16 protein-coding genes are annotated in these 23,110 nt (G+C 59.2%); 4 read left to right on the top strand and 12 right to left on the bottom strand.

Annotation, left to right across the window (positions count from 1 at the left end; genetic code table 11):
• Nucleotides 1-210: 210 nt before the first annotated feature.
• Nucleotides 211-2,751 (bottom strand): penicillin acylase family protein, encoded by a 2,541-nt coding sequence (locus BMX80_RS04555; RefSeq protein ID WP_074865671.1) that lies wholly within the window; start codon nt 2,749-2,751, stop codon nt 211-213.
• A 147-nt stretch (nt 2,752-2,898) separates the two neighbouring features.
• Here BMX80_RS04555 and BMX80_RS04550 point away from each other — a divergent pair, with 147 nt between their 5' ends.
• Nucleotides 2,899-3,798 (top strand): haloalkane dehalogenase, encoded by a 900-nt coding sequence (locus tag BMX80_RS04550; RefSeq protein WP_074865669.1) that lies wholly within the window; start codon nt 2,899-2,901, stop codon nt 3,796-3,798.
• Between the two features lie 35 nt (nt 3,799-3,833).
• Here the strand turns inward: BMX80_RS04550 and BMX80_RS04545 are convergent, their stop codons facing one another.
• Nucleotides 3,834-7,973, bottom strand: coding sequence for an EAL domain-containing protein (locus tag BMX80_RS04545; RefSeq protein WP_235821604.1), 4,140 nt, complete (start codon nt 7,971-7,973; stop codon nt 3,834-3,836).
• Nucleotides 7,974-8,357: 384 nt separating this feature from the next.
• Between BMX80_RS04545 and ettA the strand changes: the two genes are divergently transcribed.
• On the top strand, nt 8,358-10,022 hold the full coding sequence (gene ettA, locus BMX80_RS04540; RefSeq protein ID WP_071871975.1) for an energy-dependent translational throttle protein EttA: 1,665 nt from the start codon (nt 8,358-8,360) through the stop codon (nt 10,020-10,022).
• 56 nt (nt 10,023-10,078) lie between these two features.
• Here the strand turns inward: ettA and panC are convergent, their stop codons facing one another.
• The 9 genes from panC to dksA all read right to left on the bottom strand — a co-directional run bounded on the left by panC (nt 10,079) and on the right by dksA (nt 20,539).
• The gene (gene panC, locus BMX80_RS04535; RefSeq protein ID WP_074865663.1) at nt 10,079-10,930 is read right to left on the bottom strand and encodes a pantoate--beta-alanine ligase; all 852 of its coding nucleotides are present in this window, start codon (nt 10,928-10,930) and stop codon (nt 10,079-10,081) included.
• Nucleotides 10,927-11,727 carry a 3-methyl-2-oxobutanoate hydroxymethyltransferase gene (gene panB, locus BMX80_RS04530; protein ID WP_074865661.1) on the bottom strand — a complete coding sequence of 267 codons (801 nt, stop codon included), beginning with the start codon at nt 11,725-11,727 and terminating at the stop codon, nt 10,927-10,929. The genes panC and panB overlap by 4 nt, the downstream gene beginning before the upstream one ends.
• 81 nt (nt 11,728-11,808) lie before the next feature.
• Complete coding sequence (gene folK / locus BMX80_RS04525; RefSeq protein WP_074865658.1) at nt 11,809-12,324, bottom strand: 2-amino-4-hydroxy-6-hydroxymethyldihydropteridine diphosphokinase; 516 nt, start codon at nt 12,322-12,324, stop codon at nt 11,809-11,811.
• Nucleotides 12,324-13,709 (bottom strand): polynucleotide adenylyltransferase PcnB, encoded by a 1,386-nt coding sequence (gene pcnB, locus BMX80_RS04520; protein WP_074865656.1) that lies wholly within the window; start codon nt 13,707-13,709, stop codon nt 12,324-12,326. The genes folK and pcnB overlap by 1 nt, the downstream gene beginning before the upstream one ends.
• Nucleotides 13,710-14,524: 815 nt before the next feature.
• Entirely contained in the window at nt 14,525-15,937 is a 1,413-nt protein-coding gene (locus tag BMX80_RS04515; protein WP_071871830.1) for a sigma-54-dependent transcriptional regulator, read from the bottom strand.
• Between the two features lie 53 nt (nt 15,938-15,990).
• Nucleotides 15,991-18,957 (bottom strand): sensor histidine kinase, encoded by a 2,967-nt coding sequence (locus BMX80_RS04510; protein WP_071871829.1) that lies wholly within the window; start codon nt 18,955-18,957, stop codon nt 15,991-15,993.
• Nucleotides 18,941-19,117, bottom strand: a complete 177-nt coding sequence (locus BMX80_RS17665) for a hypothetical protein (protein ID WP_139214022.1) — start codon at nt 19,115-19,117, stop codon at nt 18,941-18,943. Before BMX80_RS17665 ends, BMX80_RS04510 begins: the two co-directional genes overlap by 17 nt.
• A gap of 67 nt (nt 19,118-19,184) precedes the next feature.
• Nucleotides 19,185-20,060 (bottom strand): tRNA glutamyl-Q(34) synthetase GluQRS, encoded by an 876-nt coding sequence (gene gluQRS / locus BMX80_RS04505; RefSeq protein ID WP_074865653.1) that lies wholly within the window; start codon nt 20,058-20,060, stop codon nt 19,185-19,187.
• 38 nt (nt 20,061-20,098) lie between these two features.
• Entirely contained in the window at nt 20,099-20,539 is a 441-nt protein-coding gene (gene dksA / locus BMX80_RS04500) for an RNA polymerase-binding protein DksA (protein ID WP_071871827.1), read from the bottom strand.
• A gap of 226 nt (nt 20,540-20,765) precedes the next feature.
• Between dksA and BMX80_RS04495 the strand changes: the two genes are divergently transcribed.
• Nucleotides 20,766-21,950, top strand: a complete 1,185-nt coding sequence (locus BMX80_RS04495; RefSeq protein ID WP_074865648.1) for a pyridoxal phosphate-dependent aminotransferase — start codon at nt 20,766-20,768, stop codon at nt 21,948-21,950.
• Complete coding sequence (gene sfsA, locus BMX80_RS04490) at nt 21,940-22,653, top strand: DNA/RNA nuclease SfsA (RefSeq protein ID WP_074865646.1); 714 nt, start codon at nt 21,940-21,942, stop codon at nt 22,651-22,653. The genes BMX80_RS04495 and sfsA overlap by 11 nt, the downstream gene beginning before the upstream one ends.
• Here sfsA and BMX80_RS04485 read toward each other — a convergent pair.
• Nucleotides 22,650-22,970: a Rieske (2Fe-2S) protein gene (locus tag BMX80_RS04485; protein WP_074865644.1), complete on the bottom strand. Its 321-nt coding sequence runs from the start codon at nt 22,968-22,970 to the stop codon at nt 22,650-22,652. The genes sfsA and BMX80_RS04485 overlap by 4 nt on opposite strands.
• Nucleotides 22,971-23,110 lie beyond the last annotated feature (140 nt).

Raw genomic sequence — 23,110 nt, 5'->3', positions numbered from 1 at the left:
GCTGAAGACGCTGCCTGAGATGACTTTCCTTAAGCGTAGTTGCCTTGCGGCATTAAGAAACTGCAGGCAAAAGAAAAGGCGCCTTTGCGAAGGGCGCCCAGATCAAATGGAGTAGTCATAGAATCTGACTGAGCTATCGAGAAAAAGTTCGCCGGGCTTAGAAAAAAGTTTTTAAGCCCGACGAACGGTCGTTTTGATGCAGATGTCGAGTTACTTCTCTGGCATCAGCAGCAAACGCTCTTGGCCATACACCGCATCGAGGTTTTTGCTCTGGAACGGGAAGCTCTGGTACTGGCCTTTTTGCCACGCATGAATGCCGTCATCGTAGTGCGGGCTGGCTGGGTCGCCGGATTGCCCCGTGCTGTTGAGCGCCTGCATGGGTTCGGCTTGGTTGAAGTCGACGATCAAACGCATCGCCGGAATCAACCAGGTATCGAAGCTATCGCCCCAATGCCAAGCGGATACATTCAGCGTGGTGTGGTCGCCGCCTGCCGGGTAGGGGCCGCGATCAAACAGGCCTTGCAGTGACTTCATGCCCGCTTGCTCCAGCGCCGACATATGCGGCGCGAGTTGGCTGCCGTCGGTTTGGAAGTGATAAGTGTGCAGTTTGCCCCACTGCCACAGGGCGGAGTTAGCGCCTTGCTGCAGTTGCATAAACTGCCATGCGCTGGCGAGGCTCTGCGCCAGAATCGCCGGCTTGTCTTCTTGGCTGGCGGTGTTGGTGTTATTCCAGAACGGCGAGTCTTCACGGCCTAGCAGGTGATCGGCCACGGCGGAGTACGACACATCGTTGCTCAGCACAAAGGCTTGCCAGCTGGCGCTGTTTTTTGGGCCTAGCTCATCGAGAAAGATCTGTTCGGCGGCTTGCTGTAAGAAGGCGCCCCACAATGCTGCTTGTGAGGACTCCGCGCGCAGTTGGCCGTCAAACCCTTGCAGCTTGCGCCGCGCTTGTTGAGCGGCACTGCGCTGCTCGGCGGGCAGGGTGTCGATAGCTTTCTTTAGGCGCGGGGCAAAGTGGCTGTCTTGCCACTGTTGCTGCACCTTGGCGACGAACAGGCTTTTCTGGTCATAGTGCATGGCCTTAAAGCTAGCCAAGTCGTGGCTGCGGCGGTTATCCAGCAGTTCGCCGATGCGCTCGGCGCGTTCGGGGTAATACCAACTAGCCGACAGCTGCACGCCATAACCGGGCTGCACGGTGCGGTGGTTGGCGGTGCCTAGCCAGCCTTGTGCGGGGTTTTGCTCATAGGGGTGCAATAGGGTGTCGGCGTAGCCTTCCCAGTCGTAATCGCCGTTCCAGGCTGGCGACGGGATTAAGCCGCGCCCGGCTTTGCGGTACGGATAACGCCCAGTGACTTGCCAAGCGATGTTGTTCTCGTCGGCATACAAGAGGTTGAGCGCCATGCCGCGAATATCGCGCACGTGCTCGGCGGCCTGATCGACCGACTGCGCGCGGCTGAGCTCAAAGAAGGCATCCAGTGTGCGGTCATCGCGCAGTGCTTCTTGGTCGGCAGCGGCGCTTTTCAGCGCGATGCCGTAACCGAGTTTTAGGCCCTGCGGTTGCAGCATGTGCTTGTGCTGACCCAGCGCGGGATTGAGTAGCGGGCCGTGCTCGGTGTGGTAGAAGGTCACGCGCTGCGGGCGCTCGCCTTTGATAAAGAAGGTTTCGCGCCGTTCGCGGGCCGGCAGCCAGCGCTCGCCGCGTTTGTAGTGCAGACGGCCGGCGCGGTTTTCTAGTTGCTCTAGGAACAGGTCTTGGTTATCGCCCATGACCATGGTCATGCCCCATGCGAGCTTGCCGTTAAAGCCGGCGACAATCGCCGGAATCCCGGCCAAGCTCACCCCGGCGGCTTGGTATTGCGGGGCGCGAATGTGCACGTAATTCCACAGCGACGGCATGCTGATCGGCAAGTGCGTGTCGTTGGCCAGCATGGCTTTGCCGCCACGGCTGTGACTCGGCGCCACCGCCCAGTTATTTGAGGCCGCAATGCCTAAACTGGCCAGCTGTTGCAGCGGGCGCAGGTTGGCATTCAGTGCGGTTAAATCGGCTTTGCTGGCGCTTAAATTGAGGCCTTTAAGCTTGTCGGCTTCGGCAAACGGTAAGTCTTCATCGGGGTAGATGGGCGTGAGCCACGCAAGGTTGTCGGCACCGACTTTTTGCGCCAGCACCAGCGTGGCGATTTCTTCTTGCAGGTTGGCCGCCAGCGCTTGGTTGACCAAGGCAAACAGTAGGGCGGAGTCCTCGGGCTTCCAGTACGCCGGTTTGTGGCCGGAGAGTTTTAAGTCCGCCGGCATACGGTCTTGGTAGCGGTAGATATAAGCGTTAACGCCGCGGGCGTAGACTTCGAAGAAGGTTTTAATCCGCGGTGAAGCGTTTTTGTACAGTGCATTGCCTTGCTCGCGCAGTTGCAGGGCGCGCATAAAGTGGTCCAGCTCTAGTGCTGCCGGGCCAACCATTTCCGCCAAGCGGCCTTCGGCGACTAAGCGCATGCCGATCATTTGGCTTAGGCGGTCGGCGGCGTGCAGGTAGCCCAAGCTAAACAGCGCATCGTGAAAGTTGCGCGACTCAATCAGCGGCATGCCCAGCGCATTGCGGCGCACCCAGACGTTATCGGCCAGCCCTTTGAGCTTCACGTTGCCCTTGGTGGGGTGCACGCTGGAGCCATCGGCCAGCCAGCTTTGGCAACCGGCCAGCAGCACGCTGGCGCCTAAAACGACGGCAGAGAGAAAGGGGCGCAGAACACGAGTGGACATGCGAAGCCTCGCTAAAGATGGGGCAGAAAGAAGGGATAGATCGCAGGGTGGCCACGCTATCACGCAGATCAATCATGGCGGCCCGCACTTTCGGGCTGCCTATACTGCCTGTTCGCCTTTTGACCAACAACAATAGCGAGGCTAGGCATGGATATTTTGCGCACCCCCGAAAGCTGTTTTGCTGACCTGCCGGATTTCCCCTGGCAGCCGACTTACCGTGAGATCACCGATAGCCAAGGCCACACGTTGCGCATCGCCAGCATCGAGGCCGGCCCGGCCAATGGCCCGTGTGTGTTGCTGATGCACGGCGAGCCGTCGTGGTCATTCTTGTACCGCTTTATGATCGCCAAATTGGTGGATGGCGGCTGCCGTGTGGTGGCGCCGGATTTAGTCGGTTTTGGTCGCTCCGATAAACCCGCAGCTACTAGCGATTACACCTACGCGCGGCATGTGGAATGGATGAGCCGCTGGTTTGCGGCCACCGAGCTCAGCGACGTGACCTTGTTCTGCCAAGACTGGGGCGGCTTGATCGGCCTGCGCTTAGTAGCAGCGTACCCCGAGCGTTTTGCCCGCGTGGTTACCGCCAATACCTTCTTGCCCACCGGCGACCGCCCAGCAGGCCCGGCGTTTGACGCGTGGAAGCAGTTCTCGCAAACCGTGCCGGTGTTCCCTGTGGGGCAGATTATTCAGCGCGCCACCGTGCGTAAGCTGAGCGATGCCGAAGTGGCCGCCTACGATGCGCCGTACCCTGAAGAGCGCTTTAAAGCGGGTGCGCGGATTTTTCCCGCGTTGGTGCCGGTGACGCCGGACAATCCTGAAGCACCGGCTAACCGTGCTGCATGGGAAGTGCTCAGCGGCTTTAACAAGCCGTGGCTAACCCTGTTTAGCGACCAAGACCCGATCACTAAGGGTGGCGACCAGCTGTTCCAAAAACTGGTGCCGGGCACCGCCGAGCAGCCGCACCATGTAATGGTCGGCGGCGGGCATTTCTTGCAAGAGGATGTCGGTGTTGAGCTGGCTGAGCGAATCTTGGCTTGGCTCGGCTGAGATTAGGTTGAATTGGGCCTGCAACGGGCGCCGTGCTATTCGGCACCCGTTGCAGCTAGGGCGCGAAAGCGCTGCAAAAACTCACCCGCCGGTAGCGGCTTGGCCAGCAGATAGCCCTGAAACTCGTCGCAGCCGTGCTCTTGCAAGAAGGCCAGCTGCTCGGCGGTTTCGACCCCTTCGGCAATCACCTGCATATTGAGGCTGTGCGCCATGGCGATAATGGCGCGAGCAATCTGCCCGTCTTGCTCACCGTCGGGTAGGCCATCGACAAAACTGCGGTCAATCTTGAGCAAATCAATCGGCAGCTGCTTTAGGTAGCTGAGCGATGAATAGCCAGTGCCGAAGTCATCAATCGCCAGCGTCAGGCCAAGGCGCTTAAAGCTTTCAATCAGTGGCAGCACGGCTTCGATGTTGTGCATCAAAATCGATTCGGTCAGTTCTAGTTCTAAGCGCTTAGCGTTGAGCCGGGTTTCTGCCAGTACCGAGGCCACGCGGCTGCCCAAGCTGGCATCATCAAATTGCCGTGCCGAGAGATTGACCGACACCTTGGACATCACCAAGCCATTGGCATCCCAGCGCATCAGCTGCTGGCAGGCTTCGCGCAGCGCCCAGTCACCCACCGGCACAATCAAACCGAGTTCTTCCAGCACCGGGATAAACAGCGCTGGCGAGATCAGGCCGCGCTGCGGATGGCGCCAACGCAAGAGTGCTTCGGCACCGATCAGCTGCTGGCCGTCGCGGGCAAATTGCGCTTGGTAGAACAGTTCGAACTCTTGCTGTTCCACGGCGCGGCGCAAGTCGCTTTCTAGCTCTAGGCGCTCAAGCGCGCGGGCGTTCATTTCCGCTTGATAGAACTGGAAGTTGTTCCGCCCGACTTCTTTGGCGTGATACATGGCGGTGTCGGCGTTTTTCATCAGCTGGTTGGCTTCTACGCCGTCCTGCGGGAAGAGGGCGATACCAATACTGCCGGTGACAAAAAAGTCGCGGCGCTCAAGACGGAAGGGCTTGGCCAACTGGGCGAGAATGCTTTCCGCTAAATGCATGGCTTGGTTCAAGGCTTCTTCGCGCTGCGGCAGGCCGCTGACTAACAGGGTGAATTCGTCGCCGCCCATGCGCGCTAGGGTGTATTCCAAGTCGCTGCAATGGCTCAGCCGCTCGGCCACTTCTTTCAGCATGCGGTCGCCGGCGGCGTGGCCGAGCGAGTCGTTAATCGGCTTGAAGCGGTCGAGGTCTAAGAACATCAAGGCCACCCACTCATTGTGCCGGCCGGCGTGTTGCAGTGCGGCGTGCAGGCGGTCTTGAAACAAGCTGCGGTTGGGCAGGCTGGTGAGCGCGTCGTAATAGGCCAAGCGGTGGATGCGTTGTTCGCTGGCTTTGCGCTCGCTGATATCCACGCAGAAACACACGAAGCTGACTAAGTCGCCTTCGCTGTCATCCACGCTGTTAAGGCCGATCCACGCGGGGAACACTTCGCCGTTTTGCCGCTTGAGCCAGATCTCGCCCTCCCAGCTGCCGGCCTGCAAAACATATTTTTGGATATCTGGCAGACTGGCTTCTTCTTGGCGATCGGCGGTGAGCCAGTTGGGGCGTTTGCCGACGATCTCGTCATTGCTGTAACCGAGCATCTGCGTGAAGGTGTGATTGACCTTGACCACGTAGCCGGCGGGGTCGGTGACCAAAACCGCCGCCGTGGAGTGATCAAACACCGTGGCGGCCATGCGCAGCTCGCGCTCGGCACGGCGCTGTTCGGTGACGTCCCGCGCCAGCCCGAGCAAGCCTTTGAAGCGGCCGTTGGCATCCCACTGCAACGATACGGTGATGTCCAGCGGTACCTTGTGCCCGGCGGCGTGGAGGAAATCCAAGCTGATCTGGTAAGACGCTTGGTTGTCGCGCAGCTGCTGTTGGCGGTTAACGTTGAGCAGGTCGTTGCGCAGGGTTTGCAGAGCCACATTGGCCGGCGTTAGCTGGCGGCGGTCGGCAATAAACTGCATGTAACCGCGATTGAGAAAATGCTGTGGCGCAATGCCCAGCAATTGCTCGGACATAGGGCTGACGTAATCGAGGCGGAACTCGCTGTCGGTGGTCCAAATGACTTCTTGCAGGCTTTCGGTAAGCGCGCGGTAGCGGGCTTCGTCGGTGCGCATGCGTTCGGTGGCTTCGATCAGGTCGGTGACGTTTTTCGCCGTGCCGATTAAACGATGCACCGTGCCGTCGGGCTTGCGTGAAAAGGCGCGTTCGCGAATCTGAAACCACAGGTAATCGCCATTGTGATGGCGCCAGCGCAGTAAGCCGGTGATGGTTTGATGGTCGCCAATCACCCGCTGACTGCGGCGGATTTTCTCGTAAAACTCATAGTCATCGGGGTGGAGGATTTTCTCCCAGTATTGCGCGCCCATGGCTTTCAATTCGGCATGGCTGTAGCCCAAATCAAAACCCAGTCCACGGTTGGTAAAGATGGCGCGGTGCTCATTAAAGTCATGGATATAGAGGGTGTCAGGCACAGCTTTAACCACATCCGACCAGAACTTTTCCCGCTCGATCAGCGAGGTTTCGATACGTTTGCGCGCGGTGATGTCGTTAAAGCTGGCGGTCACCGCAGAGAGGTCTTGCACCATGTCGGGCAGGCGCATGGTCAGCCATAAGTGCCGTTTGTGGCCTTGATGGGTGTGCAGGGTGACTTCGGTATCTAAGTGCTGTTGCAGGCCAATACTGGCGGCGATGATTTGCGTGCGTACGCTGCTAGGGCGCAGCGGGCCGTGGTCAAACAACAGGCGCCAGGCCTCTTGCGGTGAGCGTGCGCCGAGCAAACGGCTGGTGACTTGGTTGATTTCGGTGATGCGAATCAGGCGCAGCAGTTTGTCGTGCAACGTGGGGTTGTGCTTGAGCCAGCGCTCGAGGCTTTGTGTGTCGTGTACGCGCTGTTCGATCAGAAAGCTGCGGACTTTGCTTAAGTCCAGCACGATCAGCGAGGTGCCGACCCCTTCGAAAATTTCTTGGTAGCGGCGACGGGTTTCCTGCAGGCCGCGCATGGCCTGCTGCTCGTCGGTCACATCGCGCAGTAACCACACGTAGCCCTCGTCTAAATTGGCCTGTAGCGGGTTGCGTACTACGTTAAACAAGCGGCTTTCGCCTTGCTCGATCAGCCGCACATGCTCGGCGCCCATATCAAAGGCGAAGCTCTTTTGCTTAAGCAGCGGTAGCAGCTCAGGTAAGCATTGCGAGAGATGCAGGTCGCGATTAGCTGTCTGCTGGCGCAGCAGGCGCTGCGCTGGCAGGTTGAGGTACAGCACGCGGCCTTCGAGGTCGGTGGCCAAAACGCGCTCATCCAAGGCGTCGAGTAACTCGCCGGCTTGGCGCAAGCTGCGTCTGGCTTCGCGGTTTAAATGCTGTAGCGAGTGTTGCTCGCGAAATAAGCTCCACAGCAGCCACAGGCACAGCCCAGTCAGAGCGCCAATCAACAGGGTTTGTGCCAGCAAGTTACGCAGCAGGCGCTGGCTCAGCTGTTGCTCATCCAGCAGGCTGATCACCAGCCAATCACTACCAGCCACGGCATGAGCACTGAGGCGCTGGCCAGTTTCTTGGGCATTCAAGGGCTGCGCGGGTAGCTGAACGGGCAGCCCTGGGCGCAGCAGAGCATCGTCACCTTCGGCATCGGCGAGCAGCCAGTTATCTTCTTGGTTAGGGCGCGGTAGCTGCTCCAGTAGGCTGCTGGCATCGAGCAGGATCAGCCACTGGCGGCGGCTGCCGACATCTTGCAGTTGCAGCCACAGGTGTTGGCCATCTTGCGCTTGGCGAAAGTAATAACGCTGCCCGGGCTCAAGCGGCGGTAGGCTGTTGCGTAAGGCCAGGGCCAGAGGGTCGGCCAGTTCGCGGAAGGCCGGTAATAAACTGCGCAGGCGCTGCGCGGCTTCAAGGCGCGGCGTGTCGAGCAAGACTTGTTGGGCGACTTCGGCGCGTAGCTTAAGGCGTTGGCTAAGTGACTGGGCAATCGCTTCGGCCTGCTCGCTGCTGTGCTGGCGGAAGTTTTCGCTGATGTCGCGGTACTGGGTGATCACATGGCCAATCAACAGCGCCACGGCGGCCAATAGCAAGGTCACCAAGTACAGGCGCGAAGGCCGGCGGAGGCTAGCTTCGCGCGCTGAACCTAACGATGAAAGAGTAGGGTCGTTAGACAAAATCGTTACCTGTTGACATAAGCCGATAGCGTCACTCAAGGGGTGCGCTTGCCGTGACCTAAAAACAATCAGCCAGTGGCTTAATGCTGGCACATAACCGCGCATTTAGCCGCATTTGATCGTTCCGTGAAGGTAAATCTTGATCGGGCTTGCCGCCGCGCGACATCGTTCTTAGAGCTGTGTTGTGGTAGTTTTGCGCCTACCGCGAAATACCTCGCTTGCAGGCTGGGTGAAAACCACAGTGGCACGCGGTGCGGCTGTACCTCAGGTCTATAAATGGCGACGCAGTAAGCACGCCGCTTGCCTGTTCTGCCGTGCTCAGCCGTTGCCCTGGTGTTTTTACCTCGTTTGCTTTGTCGGCTTTTTAATTAGGTTAGCAAGCTCATGGCGCAATACGTCTACAGCATGCATCGGGTCAGCAAAGTGGTGCCCCCGAAGCGTGAGATTCTGAAAAATATTTCTTTGTCGTTTTTCCCCGGCGCCAAGATCGGCGTGCTGGGTTTGAACGGCGCCGGTAAGTCGACCCTGCTGCGCATCATGGCGGGCGTGGATACCGAGATCGACGGCGAAGCCCGGCCGATGCCCGGCATTAAAGTCGGTTACTTGCCGCAAGAGCCGCAGCTCGACGCCAGCAAAACCGTCCGCGAGATCGTTGAAGAAGCCGTGGGCGAAATTAAGCAAGCCCAAGCGCGCCTCGACGAGGTGTACGCCGCTTATGCTGAGCCGGATGCTGACTTCGACGCCTTAGCCGCCGAGCAAGCCAAGCTGGAAGCCATTCTGCAAGCCGCCGATGGCCACAATCTGGAGCGTCAGCTGGAAGTCGCTGCCGATGCGCTGCGCTTACCGGCCTGGGACGCCAAAATCGAGCACCTCTCCGGTGGTGAAAAGCGCCGCGTCGCGCTGTGCCGCCTGCTGCTGTCGGCCCCCGACATGCTGCTGCTCGACGAACCGACCAACCACTTGGATGCCGACTCGGTGGCGTGGCTGGAGCGCTTCCTGCACGACTTCCCCGGCACCGTAGTGGCGATTACCCACGACCGTTACTTCTTGGATAACGTCGCCGGCTGGATTCTCGAACTCGACCGTGGTCACGGCATTCCGTTCGAAGGCAACTACTCGCAGTGGCTCGAATCCAAAGCCAACCGCTTAGCGCAAGAAGCCAAAGCCGAAGCCGCTCACGCCAAAGCCATGAAGGCCGAACTGGAATGGGTACGCCAAGGTGCCAAGGCGCGGCAGAGCAAATCCAAAGCCCGTTTGGCGCGCTTTGAAGAGATGCAGAGCCAAGAATTCCAGAAGCGCAGCGAAACCAACGAGATTTACATTCCCGTCGGCCCGCGCTTGGGTGACAAGGTCATCGAGTTCAATAACGTCTGCAAAGGCTTTGGCGACCGCCAGCTGATCGACGACCTGTCGTTCAGCATTCCGCAGGGCGCCATCGTTGGCGTGATCGGCGGTAACGGCGCGGGTAAATCGACCCTGTTCCGCATGATCACCGGCAGCGAAAAGCCGGATTCGGGCAGCATCGAGCTGGGCGAAACCGTGCAAGTGGCCAGCGTCGATCAGAGCCGCGAAAACCTCGACGGCAGCAAAACCGTGTGGGAGCAAGTGTCTGACGGTTACGACATGATCAAGGTCGGTAACTACGAAGTGCCTTCGCGTGGCTACGTGGGCCGCTTTAACTTCAAAGGCGCCGACCAGCAGAAGTTCGTCAAAGACCTCTCCGGCGGTGAGCGCGGTCGACTGCACTTGGCGCTGACCTTAAAACAGGGCGGCAACGTGCTGCTGCTCGACGAACCGTCTAACGACCTCGACGTAGAAACCCTGCGCGCGCTGGAAGAAGCCCTGCTGGACTTCCCCGGTGCGGCGATGGTGATCTCCCACGACCGTTGGTTCCTCGACCGTATCGCTACGCACATCCTCTCTTACGAGGATGACGGCAAAGTGTTCTTCTTCGAAGGCAACTACACCGAGTTCGAAGCCGACCGCAAAAAACGCCTCGGCGAAGCTGCCGCGCAGCCACACCGCGTGCGTTATAAAAAGCTGGCGTAATTACCGTCAGGCACAAAAAAGCCCAGCAGATTCGCTGGGCTTTTTTGTGGGATCAATTAGAGCAGGCTAACGGGCACGTTATCCAGCAAGCGCGGCTTGCCTAAGAAGGCGGCGGCGAGAATCACCAGTTCGCGGTCGCCAAGGCTGGCGGGCTGGAGAGTTTCGGCGTTGCGAATTTCCAGATAATCCACCTTAAAACCGCTGCGAGTCAGACGCGCTTTGGCGTTTTTGATCAGGCGGGCGAAGTCTTGCTCGCCGTCACGCAGTGCGCTGGCCATCTCTTGCAGCGTGGCTTGCAGGCGTGGGGCGATTTCTCGCTCTGCGGCGCTCAAATAGCCATTGCGCGACGACAGGGCCAAGCCGTCGTCGGCACGTACAGTGGCACCGCCAATGATTTGTACCGGCAGATTAAGGTCACGGGTCAGCTTGCGGATCACCGCCAACTGCTGGAAGTCTTTCTCGCCGAAGATGGCGATATCCGGCTGCACCATGTTGAACAGCTTAGTGACCACTGTGGCCACGCCGTTAAAGTGCCCGGGGCGACTGCTGCCGCACAGGCCTTCACTGACGCCACTGACCTGGACTTGGGTCTGTAGGGCCATGCCGTCGGGGTACATTTCTTCCACGCTGGGCGCAAACAGCAGCTGGCAACCGGCTTCGTGGAGCTTTTCTTGATCGTCGAGCAGGGTGCGCGGATAACTGTCGAGGTCTTCGCTGGGGCCAAACTGCAGTGGGTTGACGAAGATGCTGGCAATCACGAATTCGGCGCGTTGGCCGGCCATTTCCACTAGTGATACGTGGCCTGCGTGCAGGTTGCCCATGGTGGGTACAAACGCAATGCGTTTGCCTTCGTTGCGCGCACGCTGCACGGCGGCGCGCAGTTCGCGCACGGTTTTAACGGTGATCATGCTGAGAAGCTGTGCTCTGGGCCGGGGAAGCTGCCATCTTTAACGGCCTGAACAAAGGCAGTGATGGCGTCTTGAATACTGTTTTGGCCGGCCAGAAAGTTTTTCACAAACTTAGGCGTGCGGCCGGAGATGGATAGCCCCAGCAGGTCATGCATGACCAGCACTTGCGCGTCGGTGGCGTTACCGGCGCCAATGCCGATGACCGGGATTTTCACGCTTTGGGTGATTTCTGCGGCCAGCTCACTAGGCACGCATTCCAGTAGCAGACAGGCCGCGCCGGCTTGCTCTAAGGCGGTGGCGTCGGCGCGTAATTGCCGGGCTTGCGCTTCGGCACGGCCTTGCACTTTGTAGCCGCCCAGAACATTGACGGTCTGTGGGGTGAGGCCTAAATGAGCACACACGGGCACGCCGCGCTCGGTGAGTTGACGCACCGACTCGCACAGCCAGGCGCCGCCTTCGAGTTTGACCATATGCGCGCCGGCTTGCATCAGGGTGGCCGAGCTTTGCAGAGCTTGCTCGACGGTGGCGTACGCCATGAAGGGCAAGTCGGCCATGATCAGCGCATCACGGTTGCCGCGCTTTACGCAACGGGTGTGATAGGCCATGTCGGCAACGCTCACCGGCAGTGTGCTGTCATTGCCTTGCAGCACCATGCCAAGCGAGTCGCCCACCAAAATAACCTCGACACCGGCTTGATTGGCGGCATGGGCGAAGGTGGCGTCGTAGCTGGTGACGACAGCGAATTTCTCACCGTCTTGCTTGCGCTTTTGCAGTGTTGTCAGAGTAACTTCAGGCATGGCTTATCTCTTGGCATCCGGCAAGCGGGGGCAAAGGGTGACTATAGTCCCGATGGCTGCCGGTGAAGTCAATCACAGGTGTTACGTTTTGGTGCAATGCGGTAACACTGCACTGTTGTCCAAGCGCTCAAGCCCAATAAAAGGGCAGTGCTGCAGTAGCGTTTGCAAGCTTTGCCCATCGGGCAGCAGCAGTTCTGGCGCCAGATCCGCTAAGGGATACAACACAAAGGCGCGCGCCTGCATGTGGTAATGCGGCACGGTCAGGCGCGGCTCATCGATGCACTGTTGGTCATACAGCAGAATATCTAGGTCGAGGGTGCGCGGCCCCCAGCGCTGCTCTTTACGCACGCGGCCTTGTTCTTGTTCGATGCGCTGCAACACATCGAGCAGCTCCAGCGGCGCAAGCGTGGTCGTTAAGCGTGCCACTGCATTGACATAGCGCGGTTGGTCGGCCGGGCCGAGCGGGTCGCTGATATACAGCGGCGAGCACTCGACATGGCTGATGCCATCGGTTTGCATCAAGGCGCTCAAGGCATTCTGCAGTTGCTGGCGCGGCTCGGCTAAATTGCTGCCGAGGCCGATGTACACGCAAGCCATTACTCGGCGGCGCTGGGTTTGCGCGGGCCGCGACGGCGGCCACCACGGCGACGGCGCTTGCCGTCAGTGCTTTCGCCGCCACCGGCGTCGGCTTGTTTGCTGAGCTGACGGATCATCTCGCGGCGTCGGCTGTCATTGGCGAACTGGTACTCAGTCCACCATTGGCCCAGCTGCTCGGTGACTTCGCCGGCATGCTCGCGCAGCAGCAAAAAGTCGTAGCTGGCGCGGAAGCGCGGGTTTTCCAGCAAGGTATCGGCGCGCTTGCCGGCGCGGCGGGGCAAGCGTTCTTGCAGCTCCCAAATATCGCGCATGGGGAAGCTAAAGCGCTTTGGAATGGCGGTGCGCTGGCATTGTTGGTGGGTGACGTCTTGCGCCGCTTGCTGCATGGCTTGCAGTGCTGGAGCACCTTGTTCTTGCAGCTGTGCGGCGCGGGCGCGCAGGGCGGGCCAAAGCAGGGCAGCAAATAAGAAGGCCGGGGTCACCGGCTTGTCTTGGGCGATGCGCTCGTCGGTGTTGGCTAGCGCTTGGCGAATCAGCGGCAAGGCGGTTTCGTCATGCTTGAGGGCTTTGGCCGTTAGCGGGAAGAGCGGGGCAAATAAGTTGTACTCCTGCATCACCTCGAAGGTGCGCAGCGCATGGCCGCCCATAAACAGCTTGAGCACTTCATCAAACAGGCGCGCGCTGGGGATGTCATTGAGCAGGTGGGCCAATGAACGGATTGGCGCGGCGGTGTGGCGCTCAATCTCGAAGTCCAGCTTGGCGGCAAAGCGCGCGGCACGCAGCATGCGCACCGGGTCTTCTTGATAGCGCTGCTCGGGCGTGCCAATCAGGCGAATCAGGCGGTTGTGGATGTCATGCACACCACGGGCGTGGTCGATGATGCGTTCGCCGTCGATATCGAAATACAGCGCATTGATGGTGAAGTCGCGGCGCAGGGCGTCTTGGTCCAAGCTGCCGTACACGTTATCGCGTAGCAAGCGGCCGCTGGCGTTGGTTTGTGCTTTGGCGTCGTCACTGTCGTTGTCGTGGTTGGCGCGGAAGGTCGCCACTTCGATCACGTCACGGCCAAACACCACATGCAACAGCTTGAAGCGCCGGCCGATCAGGCGGGCATTGCGGAACACACCGCGCGCTTGTTCGGGGGTGGCGCTGGTAGCGACGTCAAAGTCTTTGGGGTCTAGGCCCAGTAACAGGTCACGTACGCAGCCGCCAACCGGGTAGGCTTCGTAGCCTGCTTTGCGTAGGCGCTCAACCACCGTGAGGGCGTTCTTGGACAGCTGATGGTTACGCACCGGATGCTGGCGCGGGCCAATTAACTCAGGGTGCTGGCGATGGCTCTGACGGCCAAGGCGAACGGGAATTTTTTTCAGCAGCTTTTTAAGCATGAAGACGCTGATCCAGCCAGTAATCGATGCAAAGATCCGTCAGCCAAGTCGCTAGAAATGCAGGCGCAGGCGTTGGCGGGGTTAAAGCAACGCACCCAAAGGCGATTAGTCGCAATAAACGGTGAAGATTGGGTGAGCTTGCTCTTGCCTGCCGGGCGCATGTGACCTGAGCACAGGGGCTTGGAAGGCGCAGAATATGGGGCGGGATGGTGCATGATGATGTTGCTTAAGTCAAAGCAACAGGGGAGAACGAAGCTCCCCATGCCATAGAAGGTGTGTGCTTTATGATTATTTTTCTCATGGGCATTTGTTATTGTTTTTACCCATAGCCGCGCGGTGCACGGTGTGATGACTAAAACAGTCTCACGAACATAAACGGATTGCTTTGGACGCTGTAGAGGACGCGTGTCCTGTCTGTCGGTCGACTGCTTAGGCAGTTTTTATTGTTCTCGACAGCTGATCGACTCCGCGATCTCTACCTCTCCAAAAAAATCAGCTTACGTGGCCTGCCTCTTTTGTTTTTGTTGTTGAGGTATGCACAAGTTTTATTGTTGTTGTTAGCAAGCTTTTTTATTTTTGTTGTACGAACAATAGAGCAGGTGTTGTGCCAACTTTTGCAAAGCCTTGTAAATCAATGGCTTGGCGTTTTTCTCGGTGATTTGTGGGGCGGCCTTGGCCTGTGTTTCGTTACCTATGCTCCCGCAGGTTTGTTACGACTTGGGATGTGGGTAACAGGTTGTGGGGGCAAAAATGGCGCGCAGAAACGACAACGCGACCCAAAAAGGGTCGCGTTGTCGGTGTTACTAGCGGCGGGTTTAGGCGTTAGAGGTGCTGGATTTCTTGCGCGGAATGCCGAGGCGCTGGCGGCGCTCCCACAGGCACTTGCGGCTGATGCCCAGTTTGCGAGCCAGCTCGGTTTCGGTCATATGCTCTTGATGTTCGAGCACGAAGTGCTGGAAGTAATCCTCAAGGGATAAGTCTTCGGTAGGCTCAAGGCTGCGGCTGGGCTTTTTCTCGGCGCTGCTCAGGCTGGGTGTGTCGTCGTCATCGAGGTCGATATCGATGCCCAGTAGTTCTGTGCTGATTTCTTTGCCATCACACAGAATCACTGCACGCTCCACGGCGTTTTCCAGCTCGCGCACGTTACCCGGCCAGCTGTAATGCTCGATGGCTTGCTCGGCATCGGCATTGAAGCTGATGTTGTCGAGGCTCATCTGCTGGCTTTGGCGCTGTAAGAAGGCGCGGGCGATGGCGATGATGTCGCTGCCACGTTCACGCAGCGGCGGCAGGCGTAGCTCGATCACGTTGAGGCGGTAATACAGGTCTTCGCGGAACTGGCCTTGTTTGGCCAGGCTTTTTAGATCGCGGTGGGTGGCGGCGATTAAGCGCACGTTAACCTTATGCGACTGTACCGAGCCCACACGGCGAATCTCGCCTTCTTGCAGCACGCGTAGCAAGCGCGCTTGGGCTTCCAAGGGCAGCTCGCCAATTTCATCGAGGAACAGGGTGCCGCCGTCAGCGGCTTCCACTAAGCCGGTGCGCGCGGCGTTAGCGCCGGTGAAGGCGCCTTTTTCGTGGCCGAACAGTTCCGACTCAATCAGGGTTTCCGGGATCGCCGCGCAGTTCACTGAGATCAGCGGTGCTTTAGCGCGTTTGGATAAGTTGTGTAAGGCGCGAGCGACCAGTTCTTTACCGGTGCCTGATTCGCCGTGAATCAGCACGGTGGAATCGGTGGGCGCAACTTTGCGGATTTTGCCGAACAGCTCTGTCATCGCTTTGCAGTTGCCGATGATGCCGATGTCGTCGGCCACTTGGCTCGGTGCTTCGCTGGTGCGGGCTTCGGGTTCGTCTTCAGCGGTGTCATTGGCCGCGCTGCGGCGCGGGGCGGCCAGTGTGCTGGCCACGGCTTGGAGCATTTCGTCGTGATCAAACGGCTTGGCGATGTAATCCACCGCGCCGAGCTTCATGGAGTCCACTGCCGAGCGCAGGCTGGCATAGCTGGTCATGATCAACACCGGCACGGTGCCGGCATGTTTGATCAGCTCGGTGCCCGGTGCGCCCGGTAGCCGCAGGTCGCTAACTACCAAGTCGAAGGAAGAGATGTCGTAGCGTTCCTGGGCTTCCTGCACGGAACCAGCCTCGCTGACCTGATACTGGTTACGTTCCAGCAGGCGGCGCAGGGCGGATCGAATGATGGTTTCGTCTTCAACTACCAGGATGTGTGCCATCAATGTTCTCTCGGTTCTCTCGATTTGCAGGTTTGCGATTAAGGGCAAACAGGTTACGGGACTTGCGCGGAGGCGGGCTCCGCCAAGGGCTCAAGGTGGCGCGGTAATTTGATGCTAAAGCGGGTACCGCGTTGACGCTCGGGGTCAGCCGGACTTACGACACTGATCTGACCATAATGCTCTTCGACGATGGAATAAACCAGCGCCAAGCCCAGACCCGTGCCTTTGCCGGGGTCTTTAGTGGTGAAGAACGGCTCGAAGAGTTGTTCTTGTAACTCCTGCGCAATGCCGCTGCCTTCATCTTCCACTTGCAGGGTGATGGTGTGTTCTTCGGCATCGCTCCACACGCGAATGGCGTCGCCGGGGTTGGAGGCGTCGCGGGCATTGGAGAGCAGGTTGATTAAGACTTGTACTAAACGCTGGTCGTCACCGCTGACCAAATGTTCGGGGTCGCAGGCGTTGTAGAAGTGCACATCGACGCTGCGTTTGTTCAGTGACAGCAGGCCAATGGCTTCTTGCGCGATGTCGTGCAGGTTAACCGGTTCGTCGTTATGGCTACGACCGCCCGCGTGGGCGAAGCTCATCAGCGACTGCAGAATGCGCGACACGCGCTTGGTCTGGTCGATGATTTGCTGGCTCATCTCTTGGATTTCGCCGTCTTGCTCGCGTTCTTCACGCAGGTTTTGCGCAAGACAGGCGATGCCAGTGACCGGGTTGCCAATCTCGTGCGCCACGCCAGCAGCCAGACGGCCGATGGAGGCCAAACGCTCGGAATGCGCCAGTTTGTCGGCCAGTTGCTGGGTTTGCGTGGCGTCTTCAATCAGCAGCACAAGGCCGCTGTTACCGGGGCTGTTGGGCTCGTCGATGGCGGCTTTGTGCAGGTGCAGCCAGCGGGTGAAGCCATTTAAGGTGATCTGCTGGCGGTGCAGGTGCTGCAAGGGGGATTCCACCAAGCACTCCAGCAGTGCATTCCACGGCGGCGGCAGGCTGGACAAGCGCGAGCCGACGACTTGGTTGGCGGGAATGCCAGTGAGCTCTTCCAGCGCGCGGTTCCACAGAATGATCTCGTTATCACGCGCCAGTGAACACACGCCCATGGGCAGTTCTTGCAGGGTTTGTCGGTGATAGCGGCGCAGGCTGTCTAATTCTGCGGCCAAGCCGGTGAGGCGGGTGTGGTAATCCTCAAGGCGGTTCTCGATAAAGTGGATATCGCCGCTGATATAGCTGGAGCCTTTCTTGTAGGGTAGGAAGGTCTCGACGATGTCTTGCGCTACGCTCGGCCCCATCAGGCCGGAGAGGTTGGCTTCTAGCCGGTCACGCAGGCGGCGCAAGGCGTAGGGGCGGCTTTCATCAAAGGGCAGCTGCAAGTCGCGCAGTGCTTGCTCTACTTCGCGCTGGGCGATTTTGGCGCCAAGCGGGCGCGCTAGCAGCTCGGCAAATTGCTGCGCTGAAGTGGCCGTTAGTTCGCGGCGCTGTGGACGGCGCAGGTTGTCTAAGGTGCAGGCCTCGGCGGCGCTTTGTTCTTCGGCGCTGGTGGTGGTGAACAGCGATACGCCGCTAAACACCAGCAGGTTAGCCGCCAGCGAGGCAATCGCAGCGAGGTGCCAGCTGGTGTCGTCCAGCACGTAGACCATATCCAGCATGGGCAAATACAGCCCCGGAATGCTGCCCAGTAGCGGCAGCAGCATGGTCACGCCCCAAATCACAAAGCCAGAGATGAGACCGGCGATAAAGCCGCGACGGTTGGCGGTGGGCCAATACAGCACGGCTAAAGTGCCGGGCAAGAATTGTAAGGTGGCGACAAAGGCGACGATACCGAGATTGGATAAGTCTTGCTCGGCGCCTAATAAACGGTAGAAGCCAAAGCCCGCCATGATGATGGCAGCGATCAACGCGCGGCGCGTCCACAGTAGCCAGCGGTAGATATTGCCTTCGGCGGCGGGCTGGTAGACCGGCAGAATCAGGTGGTTAAGCACCATGCCCGAGAGCGCCAAGGTGAGCACAATGATGATGCCGCTGGCGGCAGACAGACCGCCGATATAGGCCATCAGCGCCAGCGTGGGGCTGTTCACCGCAATGCCGATGCCTAGGGTGTAGTACTCCGCTGAGGTAGTGGCGCCGAGCTTTAGCCCGGCCCATAAAATCAGCGGCACGGCGAGACTGATCAGCAGCAGATACAGCGGCAAACTCCAGCTCGCGGTGTTCAGCGCGCGCGGGTTGAGATTCTCGCTAAAGGTCATGTGGAACATGTGCGGCATGGTCACCGCCGCAGCAAAGAACACCAGCAACAGGGTGCGCCACGGCCCTTCCTGCAAGGGGGTGTGCAAGGTGCTGAGCGCGCCTTGGTTTTCCAGCAGCCAGACTTCTAAGCCTTTCGGGCCATCGAACACGCCATACAGGGCGAACAGGCCCACACCGCCGATGGCGACCAGCTTGATGATGGATTCAAAGGCAATCGCCAGCACTAAGCCTTCGTGCTTCTCGCGGTTGGTGATGTGCCGGGTGCCGAACAAAATGGTGAACAGAATGATCAGCAAGCAGAAACCTAGCGATACGCGCTCGTGCATCGCCGCTTGGGTGAGGATGCTGACCGAGTCCGACACTGCCTGAATCTGCAACGCCAACAGCGGTAACATGCCGATCAGCATGATCAGCGTGGTTAGTGCGCCAGCGGCGGTGGAGCGAAAGCGGAAGGCAAACAGGTCAGCCAGCGACGACAGCTGATAGGTGCGGGTAATGCGCAGAATCGGCTGCAGTAATACCGGCGCGAGCAAGAAGGCGCCGCAGATGCCTAAGTAGTAGGCCAAAAAGCCGTAGCCGTATTGGTAGGCCAAGCTCACGGTGCCGTACACCGCCCATGCGCTGGCATACACGCCGAGCGATAAGGTGTAGGTGAGCGGGTGACGCAGCACGCGGCGCGGAATTAAACCGCGCTCGCCAATCCACGCCACGCCAAACAGCAGCAACAAATAGCCGGCGCTGTAGAGCGAAAGCTCCCACAGACTAAAGTTCGTCAGCATCGCTTTGTCCCTGCAGGATCATGCCGACGATGATCAAAATCAGCCACAGTAAATAGGGGCGGTACCAGGCGCCGGTGGGGTCGATCCACCAATCCATGATGGCTGGCGAAAACAGATAAATGCCGACCACCAAGAGCAGTACCAAGCGGTAGATGTACATGGATGTTTCCAAATATTGCTGTCACCGATGGTAGCGGAAGCGTGGCGTGGCCGACAAACCCCCGGCGTTACAAATCCGCCTCGAAGAGTGACGCGGCGGCCGGTAGGGCACTGGCTTGCCAGTGCTGGATGGCCCAATGCAGCAGCTCGTCGCGGCTGGCTTCGCGCAGCTGCGCTGGTGGGTTTTGTCCCAAAGCATGCAGTGCGCGCAGCAGTAATGGGGCGACTTGCTCGTGCGGTAACGCCGGCGAGCGGTATGACTTGCCCAGCTTGTGGCCGTCGGGCTGGAGGATCAGCGGAATATGCAGGTATTCAGGTTCTGGCAGTTGTAGCAGGCGCTGCAGGAATAGGTGCTTGAAGGTGCTGTCGAGTAAATCGGCACCACGCACGATGTGGCTGATGCCTTGGTAAGCGTCATCCAGCACAACAGCTAAGTGGTAAGCAAATAAGCCATCACGGCGGCGGATAATAAAATCGCCTTCGCTGGCGGCATCGCCTTGGCAAAGCCCTTGCAGACGGTCGTTAAAGCTTAACGTTTGCGGTTCGCAGCGCAGGCGCAGTGCAGCGTTGTCAGCGGGTTTGTGCGCCGCACGGCATAGGCCTGGGTAGTGGCCTTGGTAGGCGCTTAAGTCTTTGCGTGAGCAAGTGCAGTAGTAGGCCAGCTCTTGCTGGTACAGCTGCGCGCAAATATCGGCGTAGGCTTCGCCGCGCTGGCTTTGGTACAGCACAGGGCCATCCCAGTGCAGGCCGTAGACGTCTAGGGTGTGCAAGATTGCCGCGGCGGCGCCGGGCACTTCGCGCGGCGGGTCTAAGTCCTCCATACGCAGCAGCCATTGGCCGCCGGCGTGGCGAGCATCTAAAAAGCTGGCAAGCGCCGCGAGCAGCGAGCCAAAGTGCAGGTAGCCGCTGGGCGTGGGGGCGAAACGTCCGATATAGGCAGGCATAAACGATCAGGGCACCTTGCGGTGCCCTGAGCTGTCGATCAACCGCCGTGGTGGCGTTCTTTGATTTCCGACAGTGTTTTGCAATCGATGCACTGAGTCGCGGTGGGGCGAGCCTCAAGGCGGCGTACACCGATTTCGACGCCGCAGCTGTCACACCAGCCGTAGTCGTTTTCTTCGATGCTTTGCAGCGTCTTATCGATTTTCTTGATCAGCTTACGCTCGCGGTCGCGGGTACGCAGTTCAAGGCTGAATTCTTCTTCCTGCGTGGCACGGTCAGCTGGATCGGGGAAGTTGGCCGCTTCGTCCTGCATGTGATGCACGGTGCGATCCACTTCTTCCATCAGCTTTTGTTTCCACTGATTGAGGATATTCGTGAAGTGCTCGCGCATGCGATCACTCATGTATTCCTCGCCTTTCTTTTCCTTAAAGGGCTCAAAATCGCGGTTCAGCGGGGTGCTGTTCTTCTTTGCTGCGGGCATCGATGGCTGCCTCTGTGTCGCTAATGTCCTTGGCATCCGGGGCTTTTAGCTGGGCCCCGGTGCTACGCAAGCCGGGAAAGCTACCAGACATATTCCCCGCTTGCCAAGTTCTCTGCGCCTGCCGGTGTGGCCTTGCGCAAACTCTGTGGCTTTCGTCGTAGGCTTAGTGCATTGACCTAGCGCGTGCTTTGCGCGTGAATGCCACTCTTTAAGTGTAGGACAGCGCATGCCGTTTACCCCCAGTCTTAGGGCGCAAGCCATTGAGCCGTTTCATGTAATGGCGCTGTTGGCGCGCGCTAAAACCCTGCAAGCCGCCGGGCATGATGTGATTCATCTGGAGATCGGAGAGCCGGATTTCACCACCGCCGCACCGATTGTTGAGGCCGGCCAAGCCGCTTTGGCAGCTGGGCACACGCAATACACCCCAGCACGTGGGATTGCCCCGCTGCGTGAAGCCATCGCGCAGTTTTACGCCAGCCGCTATGGCTTAAGCGTGAACCCCGAACGCATCTTGATTACCCCCGGTGGCTCAGCGGCGCTGCTGTTGGTCTCGGCGCTGTTGGTTAACCCCGGCCAGCATTGGCTGATGGCTGACCCTGGTTACCCGTGCAACCGGCACTTTTTACGCTTGGTCGAGGCCGAAGCGCAGCTGGTGCCAGTAGGGCCAGAGTCGGCCTATCAACTGACCCCTGAGCATATCCGCGCGCATTGGCAGGCGGGTAAAAGCGTGGGGGCGTTGTTGGCCTCGCCGGCGAACCCGACCGGCACCGTATTAAGTGCCGCGCAGCTGGCGGCGATTAGCCAGACCTTGCGCGGCTTAGGCGGGCAAATGGTGGTGGATGAGATCTACCACGGCCTCACCTACGGCGAGCAAGCCGCCAGCGTGTTGGCGGTGGATGACGATGCCTTTGTGCTCAACAGCTTTAGTAAGTACTTCGGCATGACCGGCTGGCGCTTGGGTTGGCTGGTGGCGCCGGAGGCAGCGGTGCCGCACTTAGATAAGCTGGCGCAGAACCTTTATATCAGCGCGCCGTCGATGGCGCAGTACGCCGCATTGGCGTGCTTTGACGAGTCGACCTTGGCGATTTTGGAACAGCGCCGCGCCGCGTTTCAGGCGCGCCGCGATTACCTGCTGCCGGCGCTGCGTGAGTTGGGCTTTAAGATTGCCGTTGAGCCTGCTGGGGCCTTCTATCTGTACGCCGATATTTCCGCATTTGGCGGCGATGCGCAGGCATTCTGCAGGCATTTTCTGGAAACTGAGTATGTCGCCTTCACCCCCGGCTTGGACTTCGGCCAGCACCACGCCAGCACCCATGTGCGCTTTGCCTACACGCAAGATTTACCGCGCTTAGAAGAAGCGGTAGCGCGCATTCGTCGCGGCCTGGCCAGTTGGGGGCCGCATGCAGTTTGATCCGCCGCTTAAGCAAGGCACCTTGCTTAAGCGTTACAAACGGTTTTTTGCCGACATTATTACCGCCGAGGGGCAGCCGCTGACCATTCACTGCCCCAACACGGGCTCCATGCTCAACTGCATGAGTGAAGGCGCGCGGGTGTGGTATAGCGAATCCAACGACCCTAAACGCAAGCTCAAAGGCACCTGGGAGCTGGTCGAGACTCCACAAGGGCGACTGGCCTGCGTCAACACCCACCGTGCCAATGCCTTAGTGCAAGAGGCGCTAGAAAGCGGCGTGATCACCGAGCTGGCAGGTTTTACCCAGCTCAAGCGCGAAGTGCGTTATGGGCTGGAGAACAGCCGTGCAGATTTCTGCCTGCAATTTGCCCAAGGTGACGCGGTGATGGTGGAAGTGAAAAGCGTCACCTTAGGCTTTGCCGACAGCCGTGTGGCGGCCTTTCCCGATGCCGTTACCGCGCGCGGCGCCAAGCATTTGCGCGAGCTCGCCGCCTTAGCGCAGCAAGGCCAACGGGCTGTGCAGTTGTATTGCGTGAACCTAAGCGATATTGATGCGGTGCGCCCAGCCAGCGAGATAGATCCTGCCTATGCGCAAGCACTCGCCGAGGCAAAAGCCTGCGGCGTTGAGGTGTTGGCGTATGCGGTAACGATTGACCCTGCCAAGGGCTTAGCGGTTAGTCATGCCTTGCCGGTCTTGGGCTAGTCGTTCGCCAGCCAAATCCCCTCAGTATTCTCAACGGCCTTGAGTTTGGTTAAGGCCTGCCCTGCACAAGGCCCAGCCACGCATTCGCCGCTATCGAGTAGAAACAGCGCGCCGTGGGTGGCGCATTGCAGCAGGCTGCCGCTGCTGTCGAGAAATTGATCGGGCAGCCATTCCAAGCCAATGCCGCGATGCGGGCAGCGGTTGAGGTACAGGTACACAATGCCTTGATAGCGCACGGCAATCAGCGCGCGCTCGGCCACGCTAAAACCACGGGCTTGGCCTTCTTGAAGGTCGCTGGAAGGGCAGAGGAAGTGCATTAGGTGATCATGGCGGGCAAAAAAAGAGCGGGAATTATCCCGCTCTTTTTATCGCTAGGCCACGCTTCATTAGGAAGCGTTGAATCAATCGTCGAACGGCTCAAGCACAAGGCGTCCGGAGCACAGTAACCGAGGCATAC

The organism is Atopomonas hussainii, assembly GCF_900109735.1.
Lineage (GTDB): Bacteria > Pseudomonadota > Gammaproteobacteria > Pseudomonadales > Pseudomonadaceae > Atopomonas > Atopomonas hussainii.
Note: the sequence above shows the minus strand (reverse complement) of the source record. Positions and strands in the feature narration are given on the sequence as shown.

Excerpts from the sequence above, each read along its gene's own strand:
- BMX80_RS04510 (WP_071871829.1), bottom strand. The coding sequence starts at position 18,957 with ATGCTGACGAACTTTAGTCTGTGGGAGCTTTCGCTCTACAGCGCCGGC.
- sfsA (WP_074865646.1), top strand. The coding sequence starts at position 21,940 with ATGCAGTTTGATCCGCCGCTTAAGCAAGGCACCTTGCTTAAGCGTTAC.
- BMX80_RS04485 (WP_074865644.1), bottom strand. The coding sequence starts at position 22,970 with ATGCACTTCCTCTGCCCTTCCAGCGACCTTCAAGAAGGCCAAGCCCGT.
- BMX80_RS04555 (WP_074865671.1), bottom strand. The coding sequence starts at position 2,751 with ATGTCCACTCGTGTTCTGCGCCCCTTTCTCTCTGCCGTCGTTTTAGGC.
- BMX80_RS04495 (WP_074865648.1), top strand. The coding sequence starts at position 20,766 with ATGCCGTTTACCCCCAGTCTTAGGGCGCAAGCCATTGAGCCGTTTCAT.
- ettA (WP_071871975.1), top strand. The coding sequence starts at position 8,358 with ATGGCGCAATACGTCTACAGCATGCATCGGGTCAGCAAAGTGGTGCCC.
- BMX80_RS04515 (WP_071871830.1), bottom strand. The coding sequence starts at position 15,937 with ATGGCACACATCCTGGTAGTTGAAGACGAAACCATCATTCGATCCGCC.
- panC (WP_074865663.1), bottom strand. The coding sequence starts at position 10,930 with ATGATCACCGTTAAAACCGTGCGCGAACTGCGCGCCGCCGTGCAGCGT.
- gluQRS (WP_074865653.1), bottom strand. The coding sequence starts at position 20,060 with ATGCCTGCCTATATCGGACGTTTCGCCCCCACGCCCAGCGGCTACCTG.
- panB (WP_074865661.1), bottom strand. The coding sequence starts at position 11,727 with ATGCCTGAAGTTACTCTGACAACACTGCAAAAGCGCAAGCAAGACGGT.
- pcnB (WP_074865656.1), bottom strand. The coding sequence starts at position 13,709 with ATGCTTAAAAAGCTGCTGAAAAAAATTCCCGTTCGCCTTGGCCGTCAG.
- BMX80_RS17665 (WP_139214022.1), bottom strand. The coding sequence starts at position 19,117 with ATGTACATCTACCGCTTGGTACTGCTCTTGGTGGTCGGCATTTATCTG.
- folK (WP_074865658.1), bottom strand. The coding sequence starts at position 12,324 with ATGGCTTGCGTGTACATCGGCCTCGGCAGCAATTTAGCCGAGCCGCGC.
- BMX80_RS04550 (WP_074865669.1), top strand. The coding sequence starts at position 2,899 with ATGGATATTTTGCGCACCCCCGAAAGCTGTTTTGCTGACCTGCCGGAT.
- dksA (WP_071871827.1), bottom strand. The coding sequence starts at position 20,539 with ATGCCCGCAGCAAAGAAGAACAGCACCCCGCTGAACCGCGATTTTGAG.